Below are 12,753 nucleotides of genomic sequence, written 5' to 3' on the forward strand. Positions count from 1 at the left end.
TAAGCAGAATTCAAATTTTAAACCCGCCTCTGAATTTCTTTTGTGATTCCTGAAAAGAATTTTCAACACTTTTTACAAGTAACCCAATACATACAGCTCAACACAGGAGAAGGCATTGGCAAAAAAATAAGCCGGCAGTGTTAGCCGGCTTATGATGTTATATTTTGATAAGCAGATTCTTAATTATTCATATAAGACCTGATGCGCTCTATCATCTCTCCCAGGTCAAACGGCTTAGCTATGAATTCGTTAGCCCCTGCGTCCAGTGCAGATTGCTCTAAACCTCTGCTGGCAGACATAATCAGTACGGGAATATCACGGAGCTTTTCATCTGCCTTTATAATCCTGCATATATCCCTGCCGTCTTCACCGGAAAGCCACATATCCATTAAGATGACATTAGGTTTTTCTGATGCTTCCAAAGCATTCAGCATATCTGAACCCCTATAAAATTTCTCAATTTCAAAACCTTCAAAATCCAGCATCATTTCAATAGAATCAACAATTGCGGGACTGTCATCCACCACCATTATTTTTGAAGCACTAGGCATGATCGTCTATATTTTTATTCTTGGGGATTTCGAAGCAAAAATCGGACCCTTTTCCTTCTGTTGAATGCACATAAATCCTGCCGCCTGTCCTTTTTATAATCTCAGATGAAATATACAGTCCTAACCCAAGGCCCGGGAAGGTATGTTCCTTTGATCCGCTAACGCGGTAATATTGCTCAAAAACCTTCGTCTGCTTGTCTGAAGGAATTCCTATCCCGAAATCCTTTACACTAAAGCTGATGAGATCATTTTCTTCCTTTGCAGAAACAAGCACCTCATCTGCATCAGGAGAATATTTTATGGCATTGCTGATGAGATTGCTCATGACCTGGGAAATACGGTGACGGTCTGCATATACTTCGCCTATAAAAGACCTGTTTGCAATAATTTTATGCCGTGAAGTCATCTGCTGTTCTTTTATTACTTCGTCGATCAGCTGGTCAAAATCGAAATAAGATTCATTAAGCTGGATTTTACCGTTCTGGATTTTGGTAACATCCAGCAGGTCATTCACCAGTTCTGTAAGACGGTCGATCTGAACGTCCATACGCTTAGCCACTTCGGCATTCCTCAGGTCTCCCTGTTTCTGAAGATTCATTTCTATGAACTGGGTATACAATTTAAGGCTGGTAAGAGGCGTTTTCAGTTCATGGCTGGCAATACCCAGAAAGTGGTCCTTCTGCGCCTGAAGCTGCTTGAAATCATCAATATCCGTGAAAGTACCAATCCACTGCTTTATATTTTTTATTTTCATCGTAAGCGGGAATTGCCCTTCCCAAGAACCAGCGGTATGCTCCGGGATTACCGGGGTCAGAGAATTCGTATTCTACCTCAAAAGGTTTTCCTGTTTTAACGCTTTCCTGCCAGATTTCCCTTACTTTATCATAATTTTCCGGCTTGACTATTTTTTTTAAGGATTCAGAAAGATTTTCATTCTTATCGAAACCGGTGTATTTATACCAGCTGTCATTCATATAGCTGATGCTGCCATCTTTATCACTGGTCCACACGAACTGAGGCATGGAATCGGCAAGATCCTTATATTTTTTTTCACTTTCCTGGATTTCTGTCCGGGCCCGGACCAGATCCGTTACGTCAACAGCCACATTATGTATGGCATAGACTTCCCCGTCTGAGTTTTTCAGTGGCTTATAGGAGAAATTATAATAAAAGGTCTGCAGTTTCCCGTCTACCACAAGGTCTGCACGGTCCTCAGTAGCCGTATAGGTTTTCCCTGTTTTGAATATATCCTTTAAAAGGCCAATGAACGGCTGGCCTTCAAGCTCGGGGAGGGCATCTTCCAGTTTCATACCGATAACTGAAGCGTCCTTACCCCATGTTTTAAGCATCGGTTCGTTAGCCAGTTCTATATAAAGTTCTTCTGAACGGTAAATAGCGATGGAATATTCAGATTTCTGAATCAGGTCTTCAAAGCGGTATTCGCTTTCTTTGAGTTTACGTTCAGAAATTACCTGGTCTGTTATTTCGGTAGCAACGATGCTTACTCCGATAATCTGTTGCTGATTGTTATAAATCGGCGCATAGATAAAATTGAAGAAATGTTCTGCACATTCTCCATACTTTTCTAAGAAAACCGGCCATTTATTGCCTTTAAATACCTCACCTTTATGATATACATTATGCAAGATTTCAACAAATCCCTGAGATTGTATTTCCGGAAGAGCATCGAATATTGACTGTCCAATTACGGTAACATCCCTTCCCCAAAGTTCCAGCATCTGCGGATTGGCATTTTGAATGATAAAATCATCACCTATCAAAAGAGACATGGCCACAGGAGCCTGGCTGAACAACGTGACCAGAGAATCCTGAGATATATTTTCTCCCAAGAAGCTTTTCATCGGAATATTTTTTTTAAAATCACAAAATTAACTATGTTCAAGATAAGCAAAATTGATGCTTATTCTGAAATCATTTTCTTAGCATGCAAACTTTGCTCCATTTTAACAAAAATTTGTAACATTTAATGTATTTTTGAAACTCATTGACAAACAATTTCTAATTTATGAAAAAACGACTTCTTTCTGTTGCTGCTGCAGCCTTCTTCGGAATGATGCTTAATGCACAGCAAATCAAATTCGAAGAGTATGATCTGCCTAACGGTCTTCATGTAATTCTTCATCAGGACAATTCTGCTCCGGTAGTGACTACAGGAGTAATGTACCACGTGGGAGCAAAAGACGAGTTAAAGGGAAGAACAGGATTTGCCCATTTCTTTGAGCACCTTCTGTTTGAAGGAACTCCGAACATCAAACGAGGAGAATGGTTCAAAATTGTTTCCTCTAACGGAGGACAGAATAATGCCAATACAACCAACGACAGAACCTACTATTATGAGACTTTCCCATCCAATAACGAACAGCTGGGTCTTTGGATGGAAGCTGAAAGGATGCGTCATGCCGTCATTAACCAAGTTGGAGTAGATACGCAGCGAGAAGTAGTTAAGGAAGAGAAAAGATTAAATATGGATAACAGACCGTATGGAAATCTTTTTACAACCATTCAGAAAAACCTTTTTACCAATCACCCATACAACTGGCCAACGATTGGCTCTATGGAAGACCTGAATGCGGCAAAGCTGGATGAGTTCCAGGCTTTCTATAAAAAATACTATGTTCCTAACAACGCTACATTGGTTGTGGCCGGAGACATTAAGCCTGAAGAGACTAAAAAATGGATCCAAGAATATTACGGTGGTATTCCGAAAGGAACACTGTATCCTAAGAATTTCCCGAAGGATGCTCCGATAACCCAGGAAAAAGAAGTAACAGCATATGATGCAAATATTCAGCTTCCGGCATATGTTTTTGCATACAGAACACCTGCCAATAAAGAAAAGGATGCTTATGTTTTAGATATGCTTTCCTCATATCTTAGCAACGGTAAATCTTCTGTTTTATATAAAAAACTGGTAGACCAGGATAAAAAGGCCCTTCAAGTAGCCGCGTTCAATCAGGGCCTTGAAGACTACAGCATTTTTGCGTTCTTTGCGATTCCTATGGGACAGACTACAAAACAGGTTCTTCAATCTGATATTGATGCTGAAATCAAAAAGCTGCAGACTACGCTTATTTCCCAGGATGACTATCAGAAACTTCAGAACCAGTACGAGAACCAGTTTGTCAATCAGAATTCAAGTATTCAGGGTATTGCGGCTTCACTGGCCACCAATCATGTGCTGATGGGGGACACGAACCTGATCAATAAGGAAATTGATATCTACAGATCCATCACCAGACAGGATCTTCAGAATGCTGCCAAGAAGTATCTTAATCCTAACCAGAGAATAATCATTAATTACCTTCCAGAAAAAAAGTAATCTCACGGAGAATACCTATTCAATAGTGATTATTAAAACAATTTTTTACAAATGAAAAAGCAATTAACCTATATAGCGGTAGCATTTTTATTCACAGGAATGCTTTCTGCACAGAAAATAGATATCAATGCAATGCCGAAGCCGGGACCAACTCCTGCCATCAATATTGCCAAGCCAAAAACCTTCCAGCTTAAAAACGGACTTACCGTAATGGTAGTGGAAAACAACAAGCTTCCAAGGGTGAGCGTAAATCTTACCATGGACAGGCCTCCGTACTATGAAGGGAACATCACCGGTGTAAGCGAAATTATGGCTGAGCAGCTGGAAAACGGTACGATGAACATCAGCAAGGATGAGTTCAACAAAAAGATTGATTATCTGGGAGCCCGACTGAATTTCTCTTCCGGAGGTGCTTCTGCTAATACCCTTTCTAAATATTTCCCTGAAGTAATGGGACTAATGGCTGATGCCATCGTGAATCCTAAATTTTCTACTGAAGAAATTCAGAATTCCAAAGATAGGACTATCGAAGCGCTGAAGTCCGATGAAAAAAATGCTTCTTCTATTGCCTCAAGAGTTTCCAATGCGCTTACGTATGGAAAAAATACAGCAAGAGGAGAATTTGAAACCGTGGAAAGCATCAACAGGATCCAGCTTGCAGATGTTCAGAATATTTATAAAAAATACTATGCTCCGGACAATGCGTACCTGGTGATTGTAGGAGATGTAAAATATGACAAGGTAAAACCGATGGTGGAGAAGGCATTCAGTGGCTGGAAAAAAGCCAATACGCCTGTTACCCCTCTTGAGCCGGCTGAAAACCTGCCTAAAACCGAGATTGATATAGTGGATGTTCCTTCTGCAGTACAGTCTGTAGTATCTGTAGGGAATATTACTACTCTGAAAATGAAAAATCCGGATTATTTCCCTGCCACTATTGCCAACTACATTTTAGGCGGCGGCGGCGAAGCAAGGCTTTTCATGAATCTGCGTGAAAAGAACGGATTCACTTACGGGGCCTATTCCAGCATGAGCACCAGCAAATACTCACCTGAGTTTTCTGCAGAAGCCAGCGTAAGAAATGAAGTAACCGACAAAGCCGTGAAAGAATTCATGAATGAGCTGAACGCGATCTCTACTGTAAAACCGGATGAGTTGGAAAACGCAAAAGCAAAGCTAAAGGGTAACTTCATCATGTCCCTGGAAAGACCTGAAACCATTGCAAGGTTTGCCCTGAATCAGAAAATCTATGATTTACCGGCTGATTTCTACACCAATTACCTGAAATCCATTGATAAAGTAACCGCTGCCGATGTAACCAATGCAGTAAAAACCAATATCCTGCCGAACCAGAGCAGAATTTTCGTAGCAGGTAAAGCTTCAGATATTTCAGAAAACCTGGAGAAACTGGGTTATCCTGTAAAATATTTTGACAAGGATGCCAATCCCGTAGGGAAACCTTCTGCCCAAAAAGTGGATGCCGGAGTAACGACTGCGTCTGTAGCGGATAAATACATCAATGCTATCGGAGGGATAGCTGCTGTTCAGAAAATCAACTCCATTACGATGGATGCTAACGCCAAAGTACAGGGAATGGACATGAGCATAAAAATGACCGAGGCTAAAGGCGGAAAAAAGGCAATGAACGTCAGCATGATGGGGAATACTGTACAAAAAATGGTTTTCGACGGAAAGGAGGGATACATGGAGGCACAAGGTAATAAAGCCCCTTTAAACGACAAGCAGAAAGCTGAAATGATCAAGGATCAGGAGCTTTTCCCTGAACTGATGTTTGCAAAATCTCCTGAATATAAGCTGACCGGTATTGAAAAATACAATAACGAAGACTCTTACGTAATCAAAGGAGGTAAAGGAACTTATTATTACAGCGTAAAAACAGGTCTGAAAACCGGAGAAATAGAATCCGGGGAAGGCGGTTCTATGCCAACCAGCTATTCTGATTATAAGGAAGTAGCAGGAGTAAAGCTTCCTTACACCATGGTACAGAATATGGGCGGAATGGACATCAATATGACAGTAAAGTCATACCAGGTGAACCAGGCTAAAGATGCTGATTTCAAATAAGAAGCTCAATCATACAGGCAAAGCGGCGCCCTGGGGCGCCGCTTTCTATTTTTACAAATCTTATTTTGTGATTCGGTAAAAAAAGATTAAATTTGCCCATTCAAAAAGATATCAGAATTAATGGATACTATATTTACACTATTAATGGTTCTTATCATGATTGCTAGTATTTTGCTGGTTATCATCATTATGGCTCAGAATCCTAAAGGAGGAGGCCTTTCCAGTACTTTCGGAGGTGCATCTTCCGCACAGTTCGGAGTACAAAGAACCAATGACTTTATGGAAAAAGCTACCTGGACGCTGGGTGCGGTGATCATCGTTCTCATCCTGATCAGCGTGGTGATTACAGGTAAGCCGACACAGGCACTGCCCAATACAAGCCAGCCGGTGAAAAAAGAAGCCCCTGCACAAACGGCCCCTGCTTCACAGAATATGCCGGCGAAAACTCCTGCGGCACCTACCAAATAATAAGAAATTATTTCCTATACATAAAAGCAGCTCAATTGAATTGGGCTGCTTTCTTATTTTAACTTTATTTTTTCAATGGTATGCCGCAGCCGGAGCCCGGCTTTTAGGAATGAGTACTGCATGGGCTTTGAAGTCTTATAGTATTTATGGATGAAAATCTGCATGGCACCGTAAAACCTGTTGAGATATACTTCATCTTTTACCGTGCTTTCTCCTTTATGATGAAGAATGGATGCCTGACCGTAATAGTAATTCCTGTATCCTTTCTGTAGCAGCGTATAGCACAAATCAATGTCCTCTCCGTACATAAAATAAGCTTCATCCAGACCTCCCACTTGTTCATATACTTCTTTCCTGATGAGCATAAATGCACCGGTTATCACTTCCACTTCGGCATTTTCATATTCACCGATGTCGTTGCGGTAATACGATTTGGTTTCATTCTTCCTAAAGCCTACAAACAATTTCTCAAAAGAATTAATCATGTCGGGTACCGAACGCTTGCTTTCCGGGAGAAAATTCCCGGCTGCGTCGTGCATACGCACACCAAGACATCCGAAATCCGCTTTTGAGTCCGCAAAGTCAAGGATATCCTGCATATAAAATCCTTCAAGTTCCGTATCAGGATTCAGGATCAGCAGGTATTCTCCGTCTGCTTTCCTGATGGCCTTATTGTTAGCTCGGGCAAAACCTTCATTGCTTTCTGAAGCTATAAACCGGAAGCGCGTAAATTCATCCATCAGCTGCCTCCATGAAGAATCTGTTGATGCATTATCCACAACAATTACTTCATAGGGAGTATCGATAAGGTATTTCTGAATAGACTGAAGACAGTTTTTCAGGAGTCGGGTAACGTTGTAATTGACAATAACTATGCTGAGCTTCATCTCCGTTAGTCCTTTTCGTTGTAAGGCAACCTATTGACTATGGACCTTCCTAAAGAAATCTCATCGGCATATTCAAGCTCATCCCCTACTGCGATTCCCCTGGCAATACTGGAAAATGTAACCCCGGAATTTTTGAATTTCTTATAGATGTAATAGGCTGTGGTATCTCCTTCCATAGTGGCACTAAGGGCAAAGATAAATTCCCTTACTTTTCCATCGTTCAGTTTTTTCTCAATGCTGGAGATATTCAGCTGGTTGGGCCCAACTCCTTCCATCGGAGAAATCTTACCGCCAAGAATCAAATATTTGCCTTTATACTTGCCTGTATTTTCAATGGCTATCACATCGCGTACGTCTTCTACGATACAGATCAGCTCATCGCTTCTTTTGCTGTTGCTGCAGATGTCACAGATTTCGAAATCGGAAAAGTTATGGCATTCCTTGCAGTATTTGATATCATTCACAAGGCTGATCAGAGAGTTCCCAAGACCCATTGCCCTGGAGTTCGGCTGCTTCAGTAAATGCAGTGCAAGACGCAAAGCAGTCTTTCTGCCGATACCGGGTAATCCGGAAATTTCATCCACGGCTTTTGCCAAAACTTTACTTGGATAATCCATCTTACAAAAATAAGAATTATAGTTGAATTTTATGGATGTCCATTACTGCCGGGAGCATGATTTTAATGCTTTAACAGAAAGATTTTTCAGCACCATCCGATAACCTGTCACTAAAGAATAAGCTCTTCTTCATCATAAATCAAAACTTATAAATTGGCACCAATTACTTATTACCCGTTACCCATTGCTCATTACCTATTACCCATCACTTATTCTACCTTCCTCTCCTTTCCTTTTTAATTCAAAAACCTTTATCTTTGGTAACCAATATTAATCTGAAAATAGTAAACGCAATGGTACTTAACAACCTAAATTATCCGCTTGATTTCACATTCAAGATCACCACTCTGGCCAGTGACTTCAATATCACGGACAGAAACGGCAATTATGTCGCTTATATAAGGCAGAAAATGTTCAAACTTAAAGAAGATGTGATTATCTTTAATGACGAAAACAAATCAAAGGAACTTTTCAGAATCCAGGCCAACAAGTGGATTGACTTCAATGCTTCGTATTCATTAAAAGACCTGGTGAACAACAAAAACTTCGGGAGATTGGCCAGAAAAGGAATGCGCTCCATCTGGAAATCTACCTATAATATCCTGGATGAAAACGACCAGCAGAAATTTACCGTCACCGAGGATAATGCCTGGGTAAAATTTTTCGACGGCATGGTAGGTGAAATACCTCTGATCGGGGCTTTCACCGGATATTTTCTGAATCCTTCCTACACGGTAAAAGGTATGGACGGCAAAGAATATTTCAGGCTGAAGAAGATGCCTTCTTTTTTCGGAAGAAGGTTTCAGCTGGACCGGCTGATCGATATAGATGATGAAGATGAGAGCCTTGTTGTGCTTTCTTTACTGATGATGGTACTCCTGGAACGTGCAAGAGGATAAATAAAACATTATAAATAGTATGATGAAATATGCAATGGTTTTCGCCGCAGCACTGGCGTTAACTTCCTGTAAAAAAGATCAGCCGGCTCATACAACCGGTTCTGTGCAGGATTCTTTAAATATAGTACAGGACAGCACCTCAATATCTAAGCCTTCTGCGGGTACTATCGAAATAGGCACTTTCCCTTTCCCGAAGGAAATCAAGGAATGCTCCTGTTACTTTGCCAAAAATAAAGCTGATTTTGAGGCTGAACGGTACATTTATGCGGATGACGCAGGCAAAACCGCTTATGTAAAACTCAACGGCAGCAGGCTCGTGATGAACCTGATCTCTTCCAGCGATATGGAAGTGGATGAAGAACTCAGCAAGGAAATAGAAAGCGATGACTATAAAATCTCAATAAAAGGTAAAAAAATTAAAGGAGAGGAAGCGTTGCTGTTTGAAGGCACCATGCGGATTGAAAAGCCGGATGGAACAGTAGTAACCACTCCTATTTACGGGGAATGCGGTTGCTAAAACAACAGCAGATAATAAAGGTAGTTGTGCAGGACAAGAATGCATCATGACTCAATCAATGTATTTATGAGCCTTTACCGGAATCAAGATAGCGGGCAGGACTTTTGTCCACTATTTTTGTGCCTTTTTATTATTTCGTAATTTTGAAGAAAATAAATGTTATGGAACTAACGAATATAGAACCGCAGATCATCTGGAAGAACTTTTCCAGGCTGAATGCTGTTCCGCGACCATCGAAAAAAGAGGAAAAGGTAATTGCCTTCATCAGAGAATTCGGTGAAAACCTGGGATTGGACACTACTGTGGATGAGGTGGGGAATGTCATCATCAGAAAGCCGGCGACTCCGGGAATGGAAAACCGAAAATCTGTTGTCCTACAGTCTCACCTGGACATGGTCTGCCAGAAAAACAATGATGTTAACTTCGATTTTGAAACGGAAGGGATCAGAATGGAAATAGAAGGCGACTGGGTAAAAGCAAAAGGGACAACACTGGGCGCTGATAACGGGCTTGGTGTAGCGACCATCATGTCTATCCTTGAAAGCAATGACATTCCACATCCTGCCCTGGAAGCTCTTTTCACTATTGATGAAGAGACGGGAATGACCGGAGCATTAGGGTTAAAACCGGGACAACTCACAGGTGATATTCTTCTGAACCTTGATACTGAAGAAGATGATGAAATTGACATCGGCTGCGCAGGCGGAATGGATGTCACAATCACCCAAAACTATCAAACCGAAGCTGCAAAAGGACAAATTATACGATTTGAAGTAAAAGGGTTGCAGGGCGGCCATTCCGGAATGGATATCCACAAGGGACTTGGAAATGCCAATATTATCCTGGGACGCCTTTTATATAAAGCCCTGGAAAAACAGAACATCCAACTGATCTCTGTAGACGGAGGCGGGCTTAGAAATGCCATCCCGAGAGAAGCCGTAGCTTTGGCATCAGTAAGAAACGCCGGTGAATTTATTGAAGAAATAACAGCAGGCCTTAAAAAAGAAATCCTGGAAGAATTTGCCGGTATAGAACCAGGCCTTCAGATTAATATCGAAAATGCCACTACTTCTGATAAAGCGGTTTCAGAGGAAGATTCAAGAAAAATCATCCTGACTTTAAAATCCCTGCATAATGGAGTATACCGAATGAGCCCTGATGTACAGGACCTCGTAGAATCTTCAAACAATGTGGCCAGAGTTGAGCTCAAAGAAGGGGCTTTAAAAATTTTAAACCTTTCCAGGTCATCGGTTGAATCATCTAAAGATTCTGTAGCGGAACAGCTGAAGTCTGTAGCAGACCTGGCAGGCATGAATACGGAATTCAGCGGTTCTTATCCCGGATGGAAGCCAAAGCCGGGCTCTGAGATCGTTCAGCTGATGGAAAAAATTTATACGGAAAAATTTACTGAGAAGCCCCATGTGGTAGCCTGCCATGCAGGCCTGGAATGTGGAATCATAGGAGCGAATTATCCGGACATGGAAATGGTGAGCTTCGGGCCTACGATCCGCGGTGCCCACTCCCCGGATGAAAGGGCCAATATCCCTTCTACCCAGAAATTCTGGGCATTCACCAAAGAGATTCTGGCGAATATTCCTCAAAAGTAACATGTTGCAATTGCTATATTGAATATCCAAAATCGATTGATTTTGGATATTTTCCTTTATTGATTACGTATGCAAGTCGATATAACTAATAATGAAAGATTGCATAAAGAATCATACAATTTTAAAAATGTAAAAAATTATGAAAAGCATCACAGTATTTTGCGGATCGAGTTTCGGTTCAGAGGATATTTATAGAGCGAAGGCTGCTATGCTTGGGCAGACATTGGCCCAACACCAGATACAATTGGTATACGGCGGCGCCAATGTAGGGTTGATGGGTGCTGTGGCAGACGGTGCACTGAATGCCGGCGGAAAAGTCATTGGCGTTTTACCTCATTTTTTACAGACCAAAGAAATTGCCCACAAGCGGTTGACAGACCTCATTCTGGTGGAAAGCATGCACGAAAGAAAGACCAGGATGAATGAACTCTGCGATGGCGTGATCGTTCTTCCCGGTGGTTACGGAACTCTGGAGGAATTTTTTGAAATGATTACCTGGGCACAGCTCGGCCTTCACAAAAAACCTATAGGAATTCTGAACATTGATGGGTTTTACGATGATCTCATCAGGATGGTTGAAACTATGGTGGCTAAAGGCTTTTTAAAGCAGATTAATCATGACATGCTGCTGATCAGCGATTCGATAGACGGGCTGTTGGAAATGATGCAGAATTATCAGGCTCCGACGGTTGGAAAATGGATTTCAAAAGATGAAATGTAGCAAATTCTATCCAATGTATCATCCTTTCAGACTGAAGCTCTGAAAGGGTTTCTATTTTCTGCCATACCACACTGATTTGGAGAATAATTTCGTCTAAAAATCCTTGAAATAGTTGTAAAGGATAAGTTTAGTATATTTGCAAAACACACCTAAAAGAGAAATATATATCCATGAAAAATATCTTCCTGTCCGCAGTTTTATTCCTGAGTCAAATCATTACAGCACAATACAACTATCCTAAAACACTTGAAAAACCAGTAGTTGATGATTATTTCGGCATCCAGGTGACCGATAATTACAGATGGCTGGAAGACCTCACTAATCCTGAAACCGACCAATGGTTCAGAGCGCGGTCGGAGTTCAGCCACAGCATTATTGACAAAATCCCGCACCGGGAAGATCTGTACAAACGCATGAAAGAAATGCAGCAGATGAACGGGGATTCCTTTCATGTTGTCCTGCAAAGACAAAATTTCTATTTCTATACAAAAACGAAAAAAAGCGAAAACCTGTCTAAACTGTATTCAAGAAATCTTTCTACAGGAGAGGAAAAACTGATTTTTGATCCTGAAATACTCGGTAAAAATACCCAGATTGTAAATTTTAATCTTGATTCCAAAGCAAAAAGAGCTGCCATCCTACTGTCTAAATCAGGAGGTGAAATTTGTATGCTCAGGATCCTGGACCTTAGTTCACTAAAGTTAATGAATGATGAAATCGGTCCCATCTGGAGTGAATTTCCTTTTGAGTTTACGCCCGATGACAAGGCCATTATATATACCCGGATGAGCACGGCAGACCCGAACAGCAATATGCTTTTAAAAAACATGAAATCCATGCTGCATGTCTTAGGAACGGATGTAAAAAACGATAAATTACTGGCCTCCAGGGATGAATATCCGGAACTGAACGCCTTAACAGAACAGTTTACAAGAGTGTATATTACAGATGACAATCAATATCTTGTGCTTACGCTAAGTTCTGTAAAATCTGAAATGCCGATTTTTGTTGCACCGTATTCAGAATTGAAAAAATAAAAAAATCAGCTGGAGGCAAATAGT

At 41.1% G+C, this 12,753-nt stretch carries 13 protein-coding genes; 8 read left to right on the forward strand and 5 right to left on the reverse strand.

Annotated features, from left to right (window positions below; all coding sequences use genetic code 11):
• Positions 1-179: 179 nt before the first annotated feature.
• From QE404_RS11770 to QE404_RS11780, 3 genes are read right to left on the reverse strand one after another with little or no spacing between them, the layout of a single operon-like run.
• Complete coding sequence (locus tag QE404_RS11770; RefSeq protein WP_307450670.1) at positions 180-551, reverse strand: response regulator transcription factor; 372 nt, start codon at positions 549-551, stop codon at positions 180-182.
• Complete coding sequence (locus tag QE404_RS11775; RefSeq protein ID WP_307453906.1) at positions 544-1,305, reverse strand: sensor histidine kinase; 762 nt, start codon at positions 1,303-1,305, stop codon at positions 544-546. The genes QE404_RS11770 and QE404_RS11775 overlap by 8 nt, the downstream gene beginning before the upstream one ends.
• Positions 1,256-2,413, reverse strand: a complete 1,158-nt coding sequence (locus QE404_RS11780; RefSeq protein WP_307453907.1) for a PAS domain-containing protein — start codon at positions 2,411-2,413, stop codon at positions 1,256-1,258. The genes QE404_RS11775 and QE404_RS11780 overlap by 50 nt, the downstream gene beginning before the upstream one ends.
• Before the next feature lie 164 nt (positions 2,414-2,577).
• Between QE404_RS11780 and QE404_RS11785 the strand changes: the two genes are divergently transcribed.
• The 3 genes from QE404_RS11785 to secG all read left to right on the forward strand — a co-directional run bounded on the left by QE404_RS11785 (position 2,578) and on the right by secG (position 6,444).
• Positions 2,578-3,891, forward strand: a complete 1,314-nt coding sequence (locus QE404_RS11785) for a M16 family metallopeptidase (protein ID WP_307450674.1) — start codon at positions 2,578-2,580, stop codon at positions 3,889-3,891.
• Positions 3,892-3,942: 51 nt separating this feature from the next.
• Positions 3,943-5,976, forward strand: coding sequence for a M16 family metallopeptidase (locus QE404_RS11790; protein WP_307450677.1), 2,034 nt, complete (start codon positions 3,943-3,945; stop codon positions 5,974-5,976).
• Between the two features lie 120 nt (positions 5,977-6,096).
• Entirely contained in the window at positions 6,097-6,444 is a 348-nt protein-coding gene (secG, locus tag QE404_RS11795; RefSeq protein ID WP_307450679.1) for a preprotein translocase subunit SecG, read from the forward strand.
• A 53-nt stretch (positions 6,445-6,497) separates the two neighbouring features.
• Here secG and QE404_RS11800 read toward each other — a convergent pair whose 3' ends face one another.
• Complete coding sequence (locus QE404_RS11800) at positions 6,498-7,331, reverse strand: glycosyltransferase family 2 protein (RefSeq protein WP_307450681.1); 834 nt, start codon at positions 7,329-7,331, stop codon at positions 6,498-6,500.
• Positions 7,332-7,336: 5 nt separating this feature from the next.
• On the reverse strand, positions 7,337-7,948 hold the full coding sequence (gene recR, locus QE404_RS11805; RefSeq protein WP_307450683.1) for a recombination mediator RecR: 612 nt from the start codon (positions 7,946-7,948) through the stop codon (positions 7,337-7,339).
• A gap of 293 nt (positions 7,949-8,241) precedes the next feature.
• On the opposite strand from recR, the gene QE404_RS11810 reads away from it, so the two are divergent.
• The 5 genes from QE404_RS11810 (at position 8,242) to QE404_RS11830 (ending at position 12,729) form a co-directional block, all read left to right on the forward strand.
• Positions 8,242-8,847 (forward strand): hypothetical protein, encoded by a 606-nt coding sequence (locus QE404_RS11810; protein ID WP_307450685.1) that lies wholly within the window; start codon positions 8,242-8,244, stop codon positions 8,845-8,847.
• A gap of 19 nt (positions 8,848-8,866) precedes the next feature.
• Complete coding sequence (locus QE404_RS11815) at positions 8,867-9,364, forward strand: hypothetical protein (RefSeq protein WP_307450686.1); 498 nt, start codon at positions 8,867-8,869, stop codon at positions 9,362-9,364.
• 161 nt (positions 9,365-9,525) lie between these two features.
• A complete protein-coding gene (locus QE404_RS11820) occupies positions 9,526-10,971 on the forward strand; it encodes an aminoacyl-histidine dipeptidase (RefSeq protein WP_307450688.1) in 1,446 nt (481 codons plus the stop codon).
• 139 nt (positions 10,972-11,110) lie between these two features.
• Positions 11,111-11,692 (forward strand): LOG family protein, encoded by a 582-nt coding sequence (locus tag QE404_RS11825; protein ID WP_307450690.1) that lies wholly within the window; start codon positions 11,111-11,113, stop codon positions 11,690-11,692.
• Positions 11,693-11,862: 170 nt separating this feature from the next.
• Positions 11,863-12,729, forward strand: a complete 867-nt coding sequence (locus QE404_RS11830) for a hypothetical protein (protein WP_307450691.1) — start codon at positions 11,863-11,865, stop codon at positions 12,727-12,729.
• The last annotated feature ends 24 nt before the right edge of the window (positions 12,730-12,753 follow it).

It is taken from the genome of Chryseobacterium camelliae, from assembly GCF_030818575.1.
In the GTDB taxonomy this organism is placed as follows: Bacteria; Bacteroidota; Bacteroidia; order Flavobacteriales; family Weeksellaceae; genus Chryseobacterium; species Chryseobacterium camelliae_A.

What these genes read in the sequence shown, in the direction of transcription:
- QE404_RS11770 (WP_307450670.1), bottom strand. Translation starts at nt 551, where the DNA reads ATGCCTAGTGCTTCAAAAATAATGGTGGTGGATGACAGTCCCGCAATT.
- QE404_RS11775 (WP_307453906.1), bottom strand. Translation starts at nt 1,305, where the DNA reads ATGAAAATAAAAAATATAAAGCAGTGGATTGGTACTTTCACGGATATT.
- QE404_RS11780 (WP_307453907.1), bottom strand. Translation starts at nt 2,413, where the DNA reads ATGAAAAGCTTCTTGGGAGAAAATATATCTCAGGATTCTCTGGTCACG.
- QE404_RS11785 (WP_307450674.1), top strand. Translation starts at nt 2,578, where the DNA reads ATGAAAAAACGACTTCTTTCTGTTGCTGCTGCAGCCTTCTTCGGAATG.
- QE404_RS11790 (WP_307450677.1), top strand. Translation starts at nt 3,943, where the DNA reads ATGAAAAAGCAATTAACCTATATAGCGGTAGCATTTTTATTCACAGGA.
- secG (WP_307450679.1), top strand. Translation starts at nt 6,097, where the DNA reads ATGGATACTATATTTACACTATTAATGGTTCTTATCATGATTGCTAGT.
- QE404_RS11800 (WP_307450681.1), bottom strand. Translation starts at nt 7,331, where the DNA reads ATGAAGCTCAGCATAGTTATTGTCAATTACAACGTTACCCGACTCCTG.
- recR (WP_307450683.1), bottom strand. Translation starts at nt 7,948, where the DNA reads ATGGATTATCCAAGTAAAGTTTTGGCAAAAGCCGTGGATGAAATTTCC.
- QE404_RS11810 (WP_307450685.1), top strand. Translation starts at nt 8,242, where the DNA reads ATGGTACTTAACAACCTAAATTATCCGCTTGATTTCACATTCAAGATC.
- QE404_RS11815 (WP_307450686.1), top strand. Translation starts at nt 8,867, where the DNA reads ATGATGAAATATGCAATGGTTTTCGCCGCAGCACTGGCGTTAACTTCC.
- QE404_RS11820 (WP_307450688.1), top strand. Translation starts at nt 9,526, where the DNA reads ATGGAACTAACGAATATAGAACCGCAGATCATCTGGAAGAACTTTTCC.
- QE404_RS11825 (WP_307450690.1), top strand. Translation starts at nt 11,111, where the DNA reads ATGAAAAGCATCACAGTATTTTGCGGATCGAGTTTCGGTTCAGAGGAT.
- QE404_RS11830 (WP_307450691.1), top strand. Translation starts at nt 11,863, where the DNA reads ATGAAAAATATCTTCCTGTCCGCAGTTTTATTCCTGAGTCAAATCATT.